15 protein-coding genes are annotated in these 16280 nt (G+C 72.0%); 8 read left to right on the top strand and 7 right to left on the bottom strand.

Going from position 1 to position 16280, the window contains the following annotated elements:
* Positions 1-61 precede the first annotated feature (61 nt).
* The 6 genes from hypE to ENE75_RS17510 are packed head-to-tail and all read right to left on the bottom strand — an operon-like array spanning position 62 to position 4831.
* Positions 62-1072 (bottom strand): hydrogenase expression/formation protein HypE, encoded by a 1011-nt coding sequence (hypE, locus tag ENE75_RS17535; protein WP_128199737.1) that lies wholly within the window; start codon positions 1070-1072, stop codon positions 62-64.
* A gap of 50 nt (positions 1073-1122) precedes the next feature.
* Positions 1123-2268 (bottom strand): hydrogenase formation protein HypD, encoded by a 1146-nt coding sequence (gene hypD / locus ENE75_RS17530; protein ID WP_128199621.1) that lies wholly within the window; start codon positions 2266-2268, stop codon positions 1123-1125.
* Positions 2265-2495 (bottom strand): HypC/HybG/HupF family hydrogenase formation chaperone, encoded by a 231-nt coding sequence (locus tag ENE75_RS17525; RefSeq protein ID WP_128199620.1) that lies wholly within the window; start codon positions 2493-2495, stop codon positions 2265-2267. The genes hypD and ENE75_RS17525 overlap by 4 nt, the downstream gene beginning before the upstream one ends.
* Positions 2486-3607 carry a Kae1-like domain-containing protein gene (locus ENE75_RS17520; RefSeq protein WP_128199619.1) on the bottom strand — a complete coding sequence of 374 codons (1122 nt, stop codon included), beginning with the start codon at positions 3605-3607 and terminating at the stop codon, positions 2486-2488. Before ENE75_RS17520 ends, ENE75_RS17525 begins: the two co-directional genes overlap by 10 nt.
* Complete coding sequence (gene hypB, locus ENE75_RS17515; protein ID WP_128199618.1) at positions 3604-4473, bottom strand: hydrogenase nickel incorporation protein HypB; 870 nt, start codon at positions 4471-4473, stop codon at positions 3604-3606. Before hypB ends, ENE75_RS17520 begins: the two co-directional genes overlap by 4 nt.
* A 1-nt stretch (position 4474) precedes the next feature.
* On the bottom strand, positions 4475-4831 hold the full coding sequence (locus ENE75_RS17510) for a hydrogenase maturation nickel metallochaperone HypA/HybF (protein ID WP_128199617.1): 357 nt from the start codon (positions 4829-4831) through the stop codon (positions 4475-4477).
* Between the two features lie 247 nt (positions 4832-5078).
* Here ENE75_RS17510 and ENE75_RS17505 point away from each other — a divergent pair, with 247 nt between their 5' ends.
* Positions 5079-5696, top strand: a complete 618-nt coding sequence (locus tag ENE75_RS17505; protein ID WP_128199616.1) for an SOUL family heme-binding protein — start codon at positions 5079-5081, stop codon at positions 5694-5696.
* Positions 5697-5778: 82 nt separating this feature from the next.
* Here ENE75_RS17505 and ENE75_RS17500 read toward each other — a convergent pair whose 3' ends face one another.
* Complete coding sequence (locus ENE75_RS17500) at positions 5779-7305, bottom strand: fumarate hydratase (protein WP_128199615.1); 1527 nt, start codon at positions 7303-7305, stop codon at positions 5779-5781.
* A gap of 199 nt (positions 7306-7504) precedes the next feature.
* Between ENE75_RS17500 and ENE75_RS17495 the strand changes: the two genes are divergently transcribed.
* The 7 genes from ENE75_RS17495 to ENE75_RS17465 are packed head-to-tail and all read left to right on the top strand — an operon-like array spanning position 7505 to position 16266.
* A complete protein-coding gene (locus tag ENE75_RS17495) occupies positions 7505-10342 on the top strand; it encodes a monovalent cation/H+ antiporter subunit A (protein ID WP_128199614.1) in 2838 nt (945 codons plus the stop codon).
* 8 nt (positions 10343-10350) lie between these two features.
* Positions 10351-10680, top strand: coding sequence for a Na+/H+ antiporter subunit C (locus tag ENE75_RS17490; protein WP_199232343.1), 330 nt, complete (start codon positions 10351-10353; stop codon positions 10678-10680).
* Complete coding sequence (locus ENE75_RS17485) at positions 10677-12260, top strand: monovalent cation/H+ antiporter subunit D (protein ID WP_128199613.1); 1584 nt, start codon at positions 10677-10679, stop codon at positions 12258-12260. The genes ENE75_RS17490 and ENE75_RS17485 overlap by 4 nt, the downstream gene beginning before the upstream one ends.
* Positions 12257-12748, top strand: a complete 492-nt coding sequence (locus ENE75_RS17480; protein WP_128199612.1) for a Na+/H+ antiporter subunit E — start codon at positions 12257-12259, stop codon at positions 12746-12748. The genes ENE75_RS17485 and ENE75_RS17480 overlap by 4 nt, the downstream gene beginning before the upstream one ends.
* The gene (locus tag ENE75_RS17475; RefSeq protein WP_128199611.1) at positions 12745-13017 is read left to right on the top strand and encodes a K+/H+ antiporter subunit F; all 273 of its coding nucleotides are present in this window, start codon (positions 12745-12747) and stop codon (positions 13015-13017) included. Before ENE75_RS17480 ends, ENE75_RS17475 begins: the two co-directional genes overlap by 4 nt.
* Before the next feature lie 5 nt (positions 13018-13022).
* Positions 13023-13409: a Na+/H+ antiporter subunit G gene (locus ENE75_RS17470; RefSeq protein ID WP_199232342.1), complete on the top strand. Its 387-nt coding sequence runs from the start codon at positions 13023-13025 to the stop codon at positions 13407-13409.
* A gap of 40 nt (positions 13410-13449) precedes the next feature.
* Positions 13450-16266 carry a serine/threonine-protein kinase gene (locus ENE75_RS17465; protein WP_158288987.1) on the top strand — a complete coding sequence of 939 codons (2817 nt, stop codon included), beginning with the start codon at positions 13450-13452 and terminating at the stop codon, positions 16264-16266.
* Positions 16267-16280 lie beyond the last annotated feature (14 nt).

Here is a 16280-nt window from a genome sequence, read left to right as displayed (position 1 = left end):
GCCCGAAGGCGCTGAGCGCACCCTGGGGGGCCGCGAGCGTGAGCGAGCTGGGGGCCTCATGTCAGCAGATCCGCGGCAGCGGCTCGCCGCTGAGCCAGTCGACGATGCGCTTGCCGCCGAAGCGGGTGTGCATCTGCACGAAACGGTGTTCGTCGGCCTGCACGGTGCCGATCTTCACGGCCTGGCCACCCAGGGGATGCGCGCGCATGGCCGCCAGCACCGCGTCGGCAGCTTCCGGCGCCACCACGGCGACCAGCTTGCCTTCGTTGGCGAGGTACAGCACGTCCAGGCCCAGCAGTTCGCAGGCGGCCTCCACGGCCGGCTGCACCGGGATCGACGCCTCGTCCAGCACGATGCCCACGCCGGACTGCCGCGCGATCTCGTTGAGCGTGGTGCCCAGGCCGCCGCGCGTGGGATCGCGCATCACGCGCACGGTGCCCGGCGGCGCGGCGGCAAGCATCGCCGCCACCAGGCCGTGCAGTGCGGCGGTGTCCGACGCCACCGGCGCGTCGAACGCCAGCGATTCGCGCGTGGACAGCACCGCCACGCCGTGCTCGCCGATGGAGCCCGAGAGCAGCAGCACGTCGCCTGGCCGTGCGTTGGCGCCGCCGACGTCCACGCCGCGCGGCACCACGCCGACGCCGGTGGTGGCCACGAAGCAGCCGTCGCCCTTGCCCTGCTCGACGACCTTGGTGTCGCCGGTGACGATGGCCACGCCGGCCTCGCGCGCGGCGGCAGCCATCGAATCCACCAGGCGCTTCAGGTCGGCCAGCGGGAAGCCTTCCTCGAGGATGAAGCTGGCCGACAGCCACAGCGGGCGCGCGCCCATCATCGCCACGTCGTTGACCGTGCCGTGCACCGCCAGGCAGCCCAGGTCGCCGCCGGCGAAGAACAGCGGCGAGACCACGTGCCCGTCGCAGGCCATCACCAGCCGGCCGCCTTCCAGCAGATCCGGCGGCGGCGCCATCACCGCGCCGTCGTTGCCGGGGCGCAGCAGCGGGTTGTCGAAGGCGCGGGCGAAGACCTCGTCGACCAGCTGCGCCGACGCGCGGCCGCCGGCGCCGTGGTTCATGTCGATGCGGCCGTGCTTCAGGTCCAGCGGGCGGACGTAGTCCTTCTTGATCACGTGGCCTCCGCGACGATGGCCACGTCCCGGAACCGGCCGTACGCGTAGTGCGCCGCGCAGGCACCTTCGCTGGACACCATGCACGAGCCCACCGGGTTCTCCGGCGTGCAGACGTTGCCGAAGAGCTTGCAGTCGCGCGGGTGCTTCACGCCGCGCAGGATGGCGCCGCATTCGCAGGCCTTGTGGTCGGGCACCGGCGTGTAGTGCAGGCCGAAACGGCGCTCGGCGTCGAAGGTGGCGAACGCGCTGCGGATCTTCAGCGCCGAGTACGGCACCTCGCCCAGGCCACGCCACTCGAAGCGCTCGCGCAGTTCGAACACCTGCTGCACCGCGGCCTGCGCGGCGCGGTTGCCCTCGCGCGTGACGGCACGGGCGAACTGGTTTTCCACCTCGGCGCGGCCGTCGTTGACCTGGCGCACCAGCATCAGGATGGCCTGCATCACGTCCAGCGGCTCGAAGCCGGCGATCACCACCGGCTTGCGGTATTCGTCGGCAAAGTGCTCGTAGGGGCCGCTGCCGATGACGATGCTCACGTGCGCCGGGCCGACGAAGCCGTCGATGGGCACGGTGCCGAACTTGCGCACCTCCTCGGACTCCAGGATGTGCGTGATGGCGCTGGGCGTCAGCACGTGGCAGCACAGCACGCTGAAGTTGGCGAGCTCTTCCTTCTCGGCCTGCAGGATCACCAGCGCGGTGGGCGGTGTGGTGGTCTCGAAGCCGATGGCGAAGAAGACCACCTCGCGCTGCGGGTTCGCGCGCGCGATCTTCAGCGCGTCGGCGCCGGAATACACCATGCGGATGTCGCCGCCGCGTGCCTTGGCCTTCATCAGGCTCAACTGGCTGGAGGCCGGCACGCGCATCGTGTCGCCGTAGGTGCAGACGATGGCGTTGCGCTCCAGGGCCATGCCAATGGCCTGGTCGATGCGGCCGATGGGCAGCACGCACACCGGGCAGCCTGGGCCGTGGATCATGCGGATGGCCGGCGGCAGCAGTTCGGCGATGCCGTAGCGCGAGATGGCGTGCGTGTGGCCCCCGCAGAACTCCATGAAGGCGTAGCGGCGGTCGGGCCGAACCTCGGCGGCGATGCGCGCGGCCAGGCCGCGCGCCAGGTCGCCGTCACGGAACTCGTCGACGTATTTCATGCTGGCTTGTCCTCCATCGCGGCCAGCTCGGCGAACAGGGCCAGCGTGCGCTGTGCTTCCTCGGGATCGACCACGCCGATGGCGTGGCCCACGTGCACGATCACGTAGTCGCCCACCGCCACGCCAGGCGTGAGGGCGATGCTGACGCCCTTGCGCACGCCGCCCAGGTCCACGGTGGCGTCATCGCCGTCGAGCGCGACGATGCGCGCGGGCAAGGCTAGGCACATGCGGTGGTCTCCATCGGTTCGGTGTCGTGGCCGGTGGCCATGGCGTGGGCGGCCACCCAGGCCTGGCCCAGGGCCAGGCCGGCATCGCCGCGGTCGGCCTGCGGCAGGTGCACCGCCAGCTCCGCTGCCCGCAGCGCGTCCGTGAGCCGCTGTGTCAGCAGCCGGTTGAAGAAGCAGCCGCCGCCCAGCGCGACCACGCTCACGCCATGCGCGCGTGCGGCCACCACCGTGGCGCGGGCCAGCGTGCGCGCCAAGGTCAGGTGGAAGATCGCGGCCCCTTCGGCCGGGTGGCGCACGTCGGCCAGCGCGTGGCCCAGCGCCGTCAGGTCCAGGCCGGTGTCGGGCAGCGCGGGGTCGGCATGTTCGGCCAGCCACTCGGTGGCCGCGCGTTCGAGCGTGATCGCGGCCTCCGCCTCCTGGGCCTGCCGGTCGCTGAAGCCCAGCAGCCCTGCGGCGGCGTCGAACCAGCGCCCGGCGCCGGTGGTGGCCGGGCAATTCAGGCCGCGCGCCAGCATCGCCTGCACGCCGTGCGCCAGCGGCGCGCCCACGCGCGGGGCCAGGCGCGGCACGATCTCGTCGGAGCGGCCCAGCGCGTGCAGCAGCGCCGCGGCCATGCGCCAGGGTTCACGCGCGGCCAGATCGCCGCCCGGCAGCACCAGCGTGCCCAGGTGCCCGAGCCGCTGCCACCGTGCGCCGTGCACCCACAGCAGTTCTCCACCCCAGGCGGTGCCGTCGGTGCCCAGGCCCACGCCGTCCAGCGCCAGGCCGATCAGCGGTTCGTCCGGCGCCACCTCGGCCTGCACCACCGCCAGGTGCGCGTGGTGGTGCTGCACCGGCACCGCGGGCACGCCGAGTTCGGCGGCCAGGGCCTGGGCCAGGCGGGTGCTCTCGAAGTCCGGGTGCAGGTCGTGCGCGATGGCGTCCAGCGGGCCATCGGCGGCCAGGGCGCGCAGCGAGGCCTGCAGGGCCCGGCAGGCCTCGGGCGTGCCCAGGTCGCCGTGCAGCGGCGACCAGCGCACCGCGTGGCCATCGACCCGGCAGGCCGCGTTCTTCAGCCAGGCGCCGGCGGCGAGCACGCGCGCCGGCGCAGGGCGGGGTAGGGTGGTGGTCATCCGTGGACGTGGTCGTGGGGGTGGCCATGACCGTGCGGATGCCCATGCCCATGCCCATGCGGTTGGTCGTGGTCGTGCGCCGTTGCCGCGGCCCGGTCCTCCAGCAGCCAGTCGATCCAGGCGTCCATGCCCTGGCCGCTGCGTGCCGAGACCAGCAGCACCTCGATGCCCGGGTTCACGCGCTGCGCGTAGGCGATGCAGCGTGCCACGTCGAAGTCCAGGTGCGGCAGCAGGTCCACCTTGTTGAGCACCATCAGCGTGGCGGCAGCGAACATGTCGGGGTACTTCAGCGGCTTGTCCTCGCCCTCGGTGACGGAGAGGATGGCCACCTTGGCGCGTTCGCCCAGGTCCCACATCGCGGGGCAGACCAGATTGCCCACGTTCTCGATGAAGAGCAGGCCGCCGCCCGGGGCGTCGTGCAGCGGCAGGCGCGCGAAGGCGGCGGCCACCATCTCGGCGTCGAGGTGGCAGCCCTTGCCGGTGTTGACCTGGACGGCCGGCGCGCCGGTGGCGCGGATGCGGTCGGCGTCGTGCGTGGTCTGCTGGTCGCCTTCGATCACCGCCAGCGCCGGGGCGTCGGCGCGCTGCTTGAGCGCCTCGATCGTCGCGCACAGCAGCGTGGTCTTGCCCGAGCCGGGGCTGGAGACCAGGTTGTAGGCCGTCACGCCATGGGCCGCGAAATGCGCGCGGTTGTGCGTGGCGATGGCGTTGTTGGCGCCCAGCACGTCGGCCTCGAGCTTGATGGCGCGCTCGGCGCCCATGCCAGGCACCGACACGCGTGCGGCGCCAAGTCCGAAGTGCAGGTCGCCCTTCGACGACGGTTCGGCCGTAGCCCCCGAATTCGAACACCCGCAAACGACGCACATGTCAGTTCTCCGCTTCCTCGTGCACGATCAGCTCGCGCACGGTGAGGTCCAGCCCACCGGTGGGCTGGAGCTTGAAACTGCCGCAGGCGGGGCAGGGGTCGACCCGCGACATGATCTCGACCCGCTGGCCGCAGCTCATGCAGAAGGCCTGACCCGGCGGTTCGTGAACGACGATCTCAGCGCCGTCCAACCGCGTGCCGGGGGCGATGGCCTCCAGCGCGAAGCGCAGCGCGTGCACCTCCACACCGGCCAGCGCACCGCAGTCCAGGACCAGGCACTTGACGCGCGTGAACGGGTCGCGCGCGGCGGCGTCGTCCACCAGCTTCAGGATGCCGCCGGCCAGGCTCATCTCATGCATGGATGCGCCCCGGCGCTTTGTCGTCTGCGCACGGTGTGTCCTTCGGTCGGTGCCACGGCGGGTTGCCCACGGCGCCATCCTAGACGCAACCGTCGATGCTGCGGGAGGGCTCGGTCGCCGGTCAGTCGCGCCCAGCCGCCATGGGGGTTGTTCAGTCGGGCGGCAGCGCCCGGGACACAGCCACGCTAGTCTTTGCTGAACGCCGTCTTGCCGGCACCGTCTGCCTTCGCCGGCTGAGGCTCGAACCATGAAGACCCTGTACGCTGCACTGGCCGCCATCACCCTCTTTGCCCTGCACGCCGTGGCCCATGCGATCGAAGAACCCGCGTACGAGGTACTGCAGCGCCACGACACATTCGAGGTGCGCCAGTACGCGCCCACGGTCGTGGCCGAGGTGGTGGTGGCCGGGCCGGCGGAAGAAGCCGGCAACCAGGGCTTCCGGCTGCTGGCCGACTACATCTTCGGCAACAACCGGGGCGCGCGGAAGATCGAGATGACGGCCCCGGTGACCCAGGCGGCCGAGCCGGTGAAGATCGCGATGACCGCGCCGGTGACGCAGGCGCCCGAGGGTTCGGGCCACGCCGTACGCTTCGTCATGCCGCGCGCCTACGACCTGGACAGCCTGCCCGAGCCGGTGGACCCGCGGGTGCGCCTGCGCGAGGTGCCCGGCGAGCGCTACGCCGTCATCCGCTACAGCGGCCGCTGGACCGACGAGAACTACGAGGCTCACCTGGCCCGGCTGCAGCAGGGGGTGCAGGCGGCGGGGCTGGTCACCGCCGGCAGCCCGGTCTACGCCCGCTACGACCCGCCCTGGGTGCCCTGGTTCATGCGTCGCAACGAGATCTGGTTGCGGCTGGTGGTCTGAGCGTCTGCGGCACTCGCCGGCCTGCGGGCGCAGACTCAGATGAACCGGCGAGCGCGGTGGGCTCGACCGCCGCCTTGCCCGCTCAGGCGGTGACCACCGGAATCTTGCCGATCTTCGCCTGCCACTCCGCAGGACCGGTCTTGTGCACGCTGGTCCCGCTGGCGTCCACCGCCACCGTCACCGGCATGTCCTGCACCGTGAACTCGTAGATGGCTTCCATGCCCAGGTCGCCAAAGCCAGCCACGCGCGAGGCCTTGATGGCCTTGGCCACCAGGTAGGCGGCGCCGCCTACGGCCATCAGGTAGGCGCTCTTGTGCTTCTGGATCGCCTCGATGGCCACCGGGCCGCGCTCGGCCTTGCCCACCATCGCGATCAGGCCGGTCTGCGCCAGCATCATCTCGGTGAACTTGTCCATGCGCGTGGCGGTGGTCGGGCCGGCCGGGCCGACGACCTCGTCGCGCACCGGGTCCACCGGGCCGACGTAGTAGATGACGCGGTTGGTGAAGTCCACCGGCAGCGGCTCGCCCTTGGCCAGCATGTCCTGGATGCGCTTGTGCGCGGCATCGCGGCCGGTGAGCATCCTGCCGCTGAGCAGCAGCGTCTGGCCCGGCTTCCAGCTGGCCACCATCTCGGGCGTCAGCGTGTCGAGGTCGACCTTGGTGCTCTTGTTGTAGTCCGGCGCCCAGTGCACGTCGGGCCACAGGTCCAGGCTCGGCGGGTCCAGCAGGGCGGGGCCGCTGCCGTCCATCGTCACGTGCGCGTGGCGGGTGGCGGCGCAGTTGGGGATCATCGCCACCGGCTTGCTCGCGGCGTGGGTGGGGAAGGTGGCGATCTTGACGTCCAGCACCGTGGTCAGGCCGCCCAGGCCCTGAGCGCCGATGCCCAGCGCGTTGACCTTCTCGTAGAGCTCGATGCGCAGTTCCTCGAGCTTGTTCTGCGGGCCGCGCTGCAGCAGTTCGTACATGTCGATGGGGTCCATCAGGGACTCCTTGGCCAGCAGCATGGCCTTCTCGGCCGTGCCGCCCACGCCGATGCCCAGCATGCCCGGCGGGCACCAGCCGGCGCCCATGGTGGGCACGGTCTTGAGCACCCAGTCGACCAGGTTGTCGCTGGGGTTCATCATCACGAACTTGCTCTTGTTCTCGCTGCCGCCGCCCTTGGCCGCCACCGTGATGTCCAGCTTGTCGCCCGGCACCAGGCTCATGTGGATCACGGCCGGCGTGTTGTCCTTGGTGTTCTTGCGCGCGAAGATCGGGTCGTCCAGCACCGAGGCGCGCAGCACGTTGTCCGGGTTCAGGTAGCCCTGGCGCACGCCCTCGTTGATGGCGTCCTCCAGGCTGCCGGGCAGGCCGTCGAAGCGCACGTCCATGCCCACCTTCAGGAACACGTTGACGATGCCGGTGTCCTGGCAGATGGGCCGCCGGCCCTCGGCGCTCATGCGGCTGTTGGTCAGGATCTGCGCGATGGCGTCCTTCGCCGCCGGGCTTTGCTCGCGCTCATAGGCACGCGCCAGGTGGGCGATGTAGTCGGCCGGGTGGTAGTAGCTGATGTACTGCAGCGCACCGGCGACGGTGTCGACGAGGTCGGCGTAGCGGATCGTGGTGGTCATGGCGGGACGACGGCGTGAGCGGAACCTTCGAGTTTAGCGATCGGCGCCGTCGCGCAGCTGACGCGCCGGGCTAGCGGCAGCGCGGCCCTCCGTCAAGCGAATGTCCGTCAAGGACAGGGCCCGCGCCGGGCTTGAAAGGTCCGTGTCCGCTTGTTGCATACACTCCCGCGCTGACTTTCATGCCAACCACCGCCCCCGGATGAGCCTGCTCGCCGCCATCGTCCTGCTGCCGCTCGTGCTGGGCACCACGCTGAGCCTGTGGTGCGGACGCGCGAACACGCCCGGGCGCCGGGCCGGGGCGGCGCTGATCGCCGGCGCGATGGCGCTGGGTGCCCTGGGCCTGCTGCTGTCGCAGGCGCCGGCGGTGTTCGCCGGCGAGGTGATCCGCACCCAGGCCGAGTGGGTGCCGGCCATCGGCCTGGACGCCGACTTCCGGCTCGACGGCCTGGGCCTGATGTTCGCGATGCTGATCAGCGGCATCGGCGTGCTCATCGTCACCTACGCGGCCTTTTACCTGCACAAGGACGACCCGGCGGGCAAGTTCTTCAGCCAGCTGATGCTGTTCATGGCCGCGATGCTGGGCATCGCGCTGTCGGACAACGTGCTGCTGCTGGTGGTGTTCTGGGAACTGACCAGCATCTCGTCCTTCCTGCTTGTGGGCTACTGGGGCTCGCACCCGAAGAAGGGCGCCGACGCCAGGGCCGGCGCGCGTATGGCGCTGGCCGTCACCGGCGGCGGCGGCCTGGTGATGCTGGCCGGCATGGTGCTGCTGGGCCAGATCGCCGGCACCTACAGCATCAGCGAACTGCTGACGATGGGCCCGCAGATCCAGGCCGACCCGCGCTACCCGCTGGTGCTGGTGCTGGTGCTGATCGGCTGCTTCACCAAGAGCGCGCAGCTGCCGTTCCACTTCTGGCTGCCCGAGGCCATGGCCGCGCCGACGCCGGTGTCGGCCTACCTGCACTCGGCCACCATGGTCAAGGCCGGCTTGTTCCTGATGATGCGGCTGTACCCGGTGCTGGGTGGCAGCGGACTGTTCGAGGGCATCGTCGCCACCATCGGCCTGCTGACCATGGTGTTCGCCGCGAGCGTGGCGATCTTCAAGCACGACCTCAAGGGCCTGCTGGCCTATTCCACCGTCAGCCACCTGGGGCTGGTGACCTTCCTGATCGGGCTGGCCACGCCGATGTCGATGGTCGTGGCGGTGTTCCACATCCTCAACCACGCGGCCTTCAAGGCGGCGCTGTTCATGAGCGCCGGCATCGTCGACCACGAGACCGGCACGCGTGACATGCGCAAGCTTGGCGGCCTGATGGCCATGCTGCCCATCGTCGGCACGCTGGCCACCATCGCCGCGGCGGCGATGGCCGGGGTGCCGCCGTTCAACGGCTTCATCAGCAAGGAGATGATGCTGGACGAGGCGCTGAAGGCCGGTGAACGCATGTGGGGCGGCTTCGGCTGGGCGGTGCCGGTGCTGGCCACGCTGGGCGGCCTGGCATCGATGGCGTATTCGCTGCGCCTGGTGCACGACGTCTTCTTCAACGGCCCGCCGCGCGACCTGCCGGTGGCCCACCCGCACGAGCCGCCCTGGGGCATGAAGGCGCCGGTGCTGCTGCTGGTGATCGTGTGCATCGCCGTGGGCCTGATGCCGATGACGATCGCCGGGCCGCTGGTGAACCTGGCCGCGTCGGCCGTGCTGGGCGCGCCGGCGCCGGGCTTCTCGCTGGCGCTGTGGCACGGCATCAACCTGCCGCTGGCGATGAGCGGCATCGCCGTGGCCGGCGGCGCGGCGCTGTACTTCACGCTGGCCGCCGGCCGCAAGCTGCACCGGCACGAGCCCGGCCCGGTCAGCGGCAAGGGCATCTTCACGGCGCTGACCGATGGCCTGTTCGGCGCCGCCGGCCGCTTCACCGTGCGGCTGGAGAACGGCTCGCTGCAGCGCTACGCCGGCTGGATGGTGGCACTGGCCCTGGTGCTGGGTGCCTGGCCCTTCTTCGGCGGCCCAGTGCCCGGCACCGGCGAACGCGCGCTGCTGCCGGCCACGCCGCTGGCCCTGGTGCTGTGGGTGCTGCTGGGCATCGTCTGCGTGGCCCTGGTGCTGGGCCACCACCTGCGCTTCCGCGCCGTAGTGCTTACCGGCGTGGTGGGCCTGGTCACGGCGCTGACCTTCCTGGGTTTCTCGGCGCCCGACCTGGCGTTGACCCAGCTGTCGGTGGAGGTGGTCTCCACCGTGCTGCTGCTGATGGGCCTGGCGCTGCTGCCGCAGACCACGCCGCGCGAGTCCAGCGCCGGCCGCAAGGCGCGCGACGCCGTGCTGGCCCTGGGTGGCGGTGCCGGCATCGCGTGGCTGGCCTGGGTGGTGATGACGCGCGACCACGATTCCATCGCCTGGTACTTCCTGGCCAACTCGCTGCCGCAGGGCGGCGGCACCAACGCCGTCAACGTGATCCTGGTCGACTTCCGGGGCTACGACACCTTTGGTGAGATCACGGTGCTGGGCATCGCCGGCGTGGGCGTGCTGGCGCTGATGGACCGCTTCCGCGTGCGCCGGCCCACCACCGACCCCGACGGCCGCGCCTGGACCTTCCCGGCCGTGCCGCTGATGCTGCGCCAGGCGGCCAAGGTAGTGTTGCCGCTGGCCCTGGTGGTGTCGGTCTACATCTTCTGGCGCGGCCACAACCTGCCGGGCGGCGGCTTCATCGCCGGCCTGGTGACGGCGGTGGCGCTGGTGCTGCAGTACCTGGCGCTGGGCCAGTCGCAGGCCGACGCGCTGCTGCACGCCGCCGGCGGGCGCCGCTACGTCAAGTGGGTGGGCACGGGGCTGGGCATCGCGCTGCTCACCGGCATCGGCTCGTTCGTGTTCGGCCACCCGTTCCTCAGCAGCGCCTTCGGCCACCCGATCGTGCCGGTGCTGGGTGAACTGCCGCTGGCCACCGCCGCGCTGTTCGACCTGGGCGTGTACATCACCGTCGTCGGCGCCACGCTGCTGACGCTGTCGGTGCTGGGGGCCGCGAGCAAGGAAGGCGCCCGCGCATGATGATCTCGATGGAATTCCTGCTCGCCACCGGCATCGGCATCGTCACCGCCGCCGGGATCTGGCTGCTGCTGCGGGGGCGCAGCTTCCCGGTGGTGCTGGGGCTGTCGCTGCTGGGCTACGCGGTCAACGTGTTCATCTTCGCGATGGGCCGGCTGTGGACCGGCGCCGCGCCCATCGTCGACCGCGGGCCGGACGTGGCCGACCCGCTGCCGCAGGCCCTGGTGCTGACGGCCATCGTGATCGGCTTCGCCACCACCGGCTTCGTGATCGAACTGGCGCTGCGCAGCCGGCATGACAACGGCAGCGACCACGTCGACGGGCAGGAGCCGCGCCGATGAGCGGCCTGTTCTCGTTCCACCTGGCGGACCACCTGCCGGCCCTGCCGGTGCTGCTGCCGGCGCTCACGGCCGTCCTGCTGCTGCTGATCGGCGACAGCGACGCCCGCCGCCCCTGGGTGCGCCGCATCGCGCTGGCCTCGGTGGCGCTGGGGGCCGTGTTCGCCTTCCGCCTGGTGGAGCAGGCGGCCACCGGCACATTGACGGTCTACCGCATGGGCGACTGGCCGGCGCCCTTCGGCATCGTGCTCGTGATCGACCGCCTGTCGGCGCTGATGCTGCTGCTGACCAGCGCGGTCGCCGTGCCGGTGCTGTGGTACGCGCGTGGCGGCTGGGACAGCCACGGCCGGCACTTCCACGCGCTGTTCCAGTTCCAGCTGATGGGCCTGGCCGGGGCCTTTGCCACTGGCGACATCTTCAACCTCTTCGTGTTCTTCGAGGTGCTGCTGATCGCCAGCTACGTGCTGATGACGCACGGCCTGGGCCGCGAGCGGCTGCGCATCGGCCTGCAGTACGTGGTGCTGAACCTCACCGCCTCGGCCTTCTTCCTGATCGGTGTGGCGCTGCTCTACGCCTTTGCCGGCACGCTGAACTTCGCCGACCTGGCGGTGCGCGTGCCGCAGATCATTGCCGCGGGCGGCGGCGAGGGCACGGTGCTCAAGGCCGGCGGGCTGATCCTGCTGGTGGTCTTCGGCTTCAAGGCGGCGATGGTGCCGCTGGCCATGTGGCTGCCGGCCACCTACGCCGCGGCCAGCGCGCCGGTGGCCGCACTCTTCGCCATCATGACCAAGGTCGGCGTCTACGCCATCCTGCGCGTGCACGGCGTGGTCTTCGGGCCGGAACACCTGCCCGCGGTGCTGCTGCCGCTGGCGCTGGCCACCAGCGTGGTCGGCGTGCTCGGCGCGCTGGCCGCGCACACGCTGCCGCGGTTGACGGCCTGGCTCACGGTGGCCTCGGTGGGCACCATCCTGGTGGCGGTGGCGCTGCACGACCCGGCCGCGTGGTCGGCGGGCCTGTACTACCTGCTGAACTCCACCCTGGTGATTGCCGGGCTGTTCCTGCTGGGTGAACTGGTGGCGGCGCAGCGCGGCCCGATGGCCGACCGCCTGGAGCCCTGCAGCCCGGTGGCGCAGCCGGCGCTGCTGGGCCTGATGCTGCTGCTGGCCGCGGCCTCCACCGCCGGGCTGCCACCGCTGCCGGGCTTCATCGGCAAGCTGATGCTGCTGGAGTCGTCGCTGGCGCACCCGATGGCGGGCACGGTGTGGACGGTGGTGCTGGCCGTGGGCTTCCTGACGCTGGTGGGCCTGGCGCGCGCCGGCAGTGTGCTGTTCTGGTCGGTGCGGCCGGAGGTGCCCGGCGGCTCGGCCGGCGCCGCGCCCGGCCTGCTGGCGCCCACGCTGGCGCTGCTGGCGATGAGCGTGGCGCTGTCGGTCTTCGCCGCGCCGGTGCAGCGCTACACGGCGGCGGCCGCCGCACAGATCCTCGACCGCGCCGCCTACGCGCAGGCCGTGCTGGGTGATCCGGCGCCGAACACCGTGCGGCCCTACCGCGTGCCGCAGACGACACCGGAGGTGCGGCCATGAAGCCCGGCTGGTTCGCGCACCCGGTGCAGTCGGGCCTGATCGCCGGCACCTGGCTGTTGCTGCAGCAGAGCGCGGCGGTGCCGCAGCTGATCACCGCCGCGGTGCTGGGCCTGGTGCTGCCACGGCTGCTGCACGGCTTCACCGGCACACCGGTGCCGCCCAAGGCCTGGGGCACGGCCGTGCGCCTGTTCTTCGTGGTGCTGCGCGACATCGTCGTGGCCAACGTCACCGTGGCCAAGCTGGTGCTGCTGCCCTGGGCGCGGCCGGAACCGGCCTGGGTGCCGGTGGACCTGGACATCCGCGACCCGCGCGCCGTCACGCTGCTGGCCACCATCATCACCACCACGCCGGGCACCGTGTCCTGCGTGGTCGACGAGGCGGCCCACCGCATCCTGGTGCATGCGCTGGACGGCAGCCCCGGCGTGGACGCCATCGCCGCCGACATCAAGACGCGCTACGAAGCGCCGCTGAAGGAGATCTTCGAATGATCCTGCAGCTCGCCCTGGATTTCGCCACCGTCTGCGTGGCCCTGGCGCTGGGCCTGTGCGCCTGGCGACTGCTGCGTGGCCCCGAAACCGTGGATCGTGTGCTCGCGCTGGACACCATGGCCGTCAACGCCGTGGCCCTGGTGATCCTGCTGGGCATGCGCTGGGGCACGCCGCTGCTGTTCGAGGCGGCGCTGATCATCGCGATGCTGGGCTTCGTGTCCACCGTCGGGCTGGGGCGCTACCTCAGCCGCGGCGACGTGATGGAGTGAGCGCGATGACGGACCTGCCCGTTTGGATCCAGATCGTCGCCGCCGTGCTGTTGGTGGTGGGCGGCGTGTTCGCGCTCGTCGGCGCCGTGGGTCTGCTGCGATTCCCCGACTTCTACATGCGCCTGCACGCGCCGACCAAGGCCACCACGCTGGGCGTGGGCGGCGTGCTGGTGGCCAGCATGGTGCTGAGCTGGACGCGCGGCGAGGTCGGCCTGCACGAGCTGCTGATCACGCTGTTCCTGTTCGTCACTGCGCCGGTGTCGGCCAACCTGCTGTCGCAGGCGGCGCTGCATGGCCGGGTGCCGTCGAAGGCGCCGGTGCCCGCGGACGTGCCGGTGGCCGAGGCGCGGGACGGAACCGGCCCGTCGGGGTCCTCCTCGGCGACCTCCTGACCCAAACTCGTCGGGCGTCGACGGCGAACGCCTCCGCGCCGTGATCGACGACACCCAACCCGACCCGGCCTGGCGCCAGCGCCTGGCCGAGGCCCTGCGCGAGGCGCTGTCGCTGAGCATCTCCGCCCGGCGCGAACTTCTGGCCCGCTGGCGGCGCGAAGATCCCGCTCTGGCCGACGCCCTGCAGTCGCAGCTCGACGCCATCGGCGATCTGGCCGACGAGGTCGACGACACGCTGGGTCCCGCCACGCAGGCGCCTTTCCCGCCGTCGCGGCCGGCCCAGGGCGACACGCTCTTCGGCACGGGGCCCGGGCAGGAAGCTGCCGACGATCCCGGGCCGCCGGCCGCCGCAACGGGCGACCGCATCGGTGCCTGGCGCCTGCTGCACCGCCTGGGCGCGGGTGGCATGGGCGAGGTGTGGCTGGCCGAGCGCGACGACGGGCTGTACGCGGCGCAGGCCGCCATCAAGCTGCTGCGGGGTGACGTCGCCGGCTCCGGGCTGGTCGCCCGGTTCGAGCGCGAACGTGCGCTGCTGGCCCGTCTGACCCACCCCGGCATCGCCCGCCTGCTGGATGCGGGTGTTGACCAGGGTTGGCCCTTCCTCGTGATCGAGCACGTGCCGGGCCGCACGCTTTCCCGGCATGTGCGCGCGGCCGCGCTCCCGGTGGCCGCACGGGTGCGCCTGCTGCTGGCCGTGGCGCGGGCCGTGGCCTACGCGCATGCGCAGCTGGTGCTGCACCGCGACCTGAAGCCGGCCAACGTGATCGTCACCCCCGAAGCGGAGCCCAAGCTGCTGGATTTCGGCGTGGCAACGCTGCTCGACGATGCCGGACAGGCCGACCAGGCGCTCACCCGGCAGGTGGGGCGCCGCGTGACCGTCGGCTACGCCGCCCCGGAGCAGGTGCTCGGCGGGCCGATGGGCACCGCGGTGGACGTGCACGCACTGGGCGTGATGCTCTACGAACTGCTCAGCGGCGCGTTGCCCTACGCGCGGCCCGGCGACGACCGTGTGGCCATCGAACACGCACTGCTGCACACCGAACCGGTGCGGCCCACGCGCGTGGACCCTCAGGTGGTGCCCGACGACGGACCCGGCGTGCCGCCCGACGTCGAGCGCGCCCGTGGCGACCTCGAGGCGGTGGCGGCCAAGGCGATGCGCAAGCGCCCGGCCGAACGCTACGCCAGCGTGGAGGCGCTGATCGACGACCTCGAGGCCTGGCTGGCGCACCGGCCGGTGAGCGTGCGCCGGGACGACTGGCGCCACCGCGGCCGGCTCTGGCTGCGCCGCAACGCGGTGTTCGCCAGCGCCGGCGCGCTGGTGGTGGCCAGCCTGGTCGGCGGCCTGGCCGTGGCGCTGTGGCAGGCCGGTCGGGCACAGGACGCCGCTCGGCAATCCGATCGCGTCACGCGCTACCTGGGCGAACTGCTGGCCGCGGGGAACCCGGATCGGCACGGCGGCCGCCCGCCGACCGTGCTGCAGCTGCTGGACCGTAGCCGCACCGAGGTCGAGCAGCGTTTCGGCGACGACCCCGGCACCCACGCCCGGCTGCTCGAGGTGCTGGTGGACACCTACCGCGACCTCAACCGCTACGACATCGCGATCCCGTTGGCCGAGCGGCTGATCGCGGTGGCCGACGGCGCCTGGGGCCCCGACGATCCTCGCAGCCTGGAGGCGCGCATGCGGTTGGCCCGCATCTACGTGTCGCAGGGCTCGCCGGACAAGGTGCTGGCCATCGCCGAGCCGCTGCGTGCGCGCTGGGCCGCGCTGCATGGCGCCGAATCCTTCGAGCAGGCCAACCTGCTGTACCTGCTGGGCATCGGGCAGTCGCGCGTGGGCCGGCTGGTGGACGCCGAGGCCACGCTGGCCGAAGCGCAGCGGCTCGTCGACCGGCTGTACCGGCCGGACGAGTTCGAGCACCTGTTCTTCGCCAACTACGTGCACGGTCTGCGCGTCGCCCAGGAGCGGCTGGGCGATGCCGAGGCCGTGCTGCGCTCCAACGAACCGCGCTGGGCGACGGCCGGTCCGACCTACGCCCGCTTCGTGCTGGTGCTGCGCCGCAATCTGCTGGCGGTGCAGGCGATGCGGGCGCACTACGACGGCGTGGAGGCCAGGGCGCAGGCGCTGATGGCCGACATGGACGCACTGCTGGGCCGTGGCAACGACATGACCGCCGGCCTGCGCCTGATGCTCGCGAGCCTGCTGTCGGACCTGGGGCGCGACGCCGATGCGGCCGAGGCGCTGCGACGCAACGAGGCTGAACTCGCCGCGGCCGGCGTCGTGCACGCCGCGCAGCGCGTGCCGGTGGCGGCGCGCCGGCTGTCGGCGCAGGTGCTGGCTGGAGAGCCTCTGCCTGCGCCGGAATTCGACGCCCTGCTGGACACGCTGCAGGGCAGCGATGTGGTCAGCGGCCCGGCGAGGGTGCAGGCGGCGATGGCCTTGATGCGCGCTGCGCTGGTCGCGGGCGACGATGCGCGTGCCGCCCGCGCCCTCGGCTTGGCACGGGCCGACCCGGTGCTCCGCACGGCCGATGCGCTGCACAGCCAGGTCGACCAGCTGGAAGGGCAGCTCCAGCGTGCGCGTGGGCAGCTGGATGCGGCCCTGAGCCTGGTGCAGGCGCGCGTGGACCACCTGGCGCGCGCACCGGACCCGCCACCGTTGGCGCGCTGGACGGCGCAGCTGGACCTGGCCGTGGTGCTGCATGCCCGCGGCGACGCGGGTGCCGGCGCCGCGCTGGCCGCGGCCGATGCCCTGCGGCCGTCGGCTCTGCCGGCCGGTCACTCCTTGAACGCGATGCGGCGTGAGCTGTCGGCGCTGCCGCCCGAGGCGGCTCGGCGCGCGGGCCTGGGGCGGCTGTGACGGGATGGCGGGTC

The organism is Rubrivivax albus (genome assembly GCF_004016515.1).
Classification (GTDB): Bacteria; Pseudomonadota; Gammaproteobacteria; order Burkholderiales; family Burkholderiaceae_C; genus Rubrivivax; species Rubrivivax albus.
Note: the sequence above shows the minus strand (reverse complement) of the source record. Positions and strands in the feature narration are given on the sequence as shown.

Excerpts from the sequence above, each read along its gene's own strand:
- hypD (WP_128199621.1), bottom strand. The coding sequence starts at position 2,268 with ATGAAATACGTCGACGAGTTCCGTGACGGCGACCTGGCGCGCGGCCTG.
- ENE75_RS17475 (WP_128199611.1), top strand. The coding sequence starts at position 12,745 with ATGATCCTGCAGCTCGCCCTGGATTTCGCCACCGTCTGCGTGGCCCTG.
- ENE75_RS17470 (WP_199232342.1), top strand. The coding sequence starts at position 13,023 with ATGACGGACCTGCCCGTTTGGATCCAGATCGTCGCCGCCGTGCTGTTG.
- ENE75_RS17505 (WP_128199616.1), top strand. The coding sequence starts at position 5,079 with ATGAAGACCCTGTACGCTGCACTGGCCGCCATCACCCTCTTTGCCCTG.
- ENE75_RS17510 (WP_128199617.1), bottom strand. The coding sequence starts at position 4,831 with ATGCATGAGATGAGCCTGGCCGGCGGCATCCTGAAGCTGGTGGACGAC.
- ENE75_RS17490 (WP_199232343.1), top strand. The coding sequence starts at position 10,351 with ATGGAATTCCTGCTCGCCACCGGCATCGGCATCGTCACCGCCGCCGGG.
- ENE75_RS17495 (WP_128199614.1), top strand. The coding sequence starts at position 7,505 with ATGAGCCTGCTCGCCGCCATCGTCCTGCTGCCGCTCGTGCTGGGCACC.
- ENE75_RS17485 (WP_128199613.1), top strand. The coding sequence starts at position 10,677 with ATGAGCGGCCTGTTCTCGTTCCACCTGGCGGACCACCTGCCGGCCCTG.
- hypB (WP_128199618.1), bottom strand. The coding sequence starts at position 4,473 with ATGTGCGTCGTTTGCGGGTGTTCGAATTCGGGGGCTACGGCCGAACCG.
- ENE75_RS17525 (WP_128199620.1), bottom strand. The coding sequence starts at position 2,495 with ATGTGCCTAGCCTTGCCCGCGCGCATCGTCGCGCTCGACGGCGATGAC.
- hypE (WP_128199737.1), bottom strand. The coding sequence starts at position 1,072 with ATGAACCACGGCGCCGGCGGCCGCGCGTCGGCGCAGCTGGTCGACGAG.
- ENE75_RS17520 (WP_128199619.1), bottom strand. The coding sequence starts at position 3,607 with ATGACCACCACCCTACCCCGCCCTGCGCCGGCGCGCGTGCTCGCCGCC.
- ENE75_RS17480 (WP_128199612.1), top strand. The coding sequence starts at position 12,257 with ATGAAGCCCGGCTGGTTCGCGCACCCGGTGCAGTCGGGCCTGATCGCC.
- ENE75_RS17500 (WP_128199615.1), bottom strand. The coding sequence starts at position 7,305 with ATGACCACCACGATCCGCTACGCCGACCTCGTCGACACCGTCGCCGGT.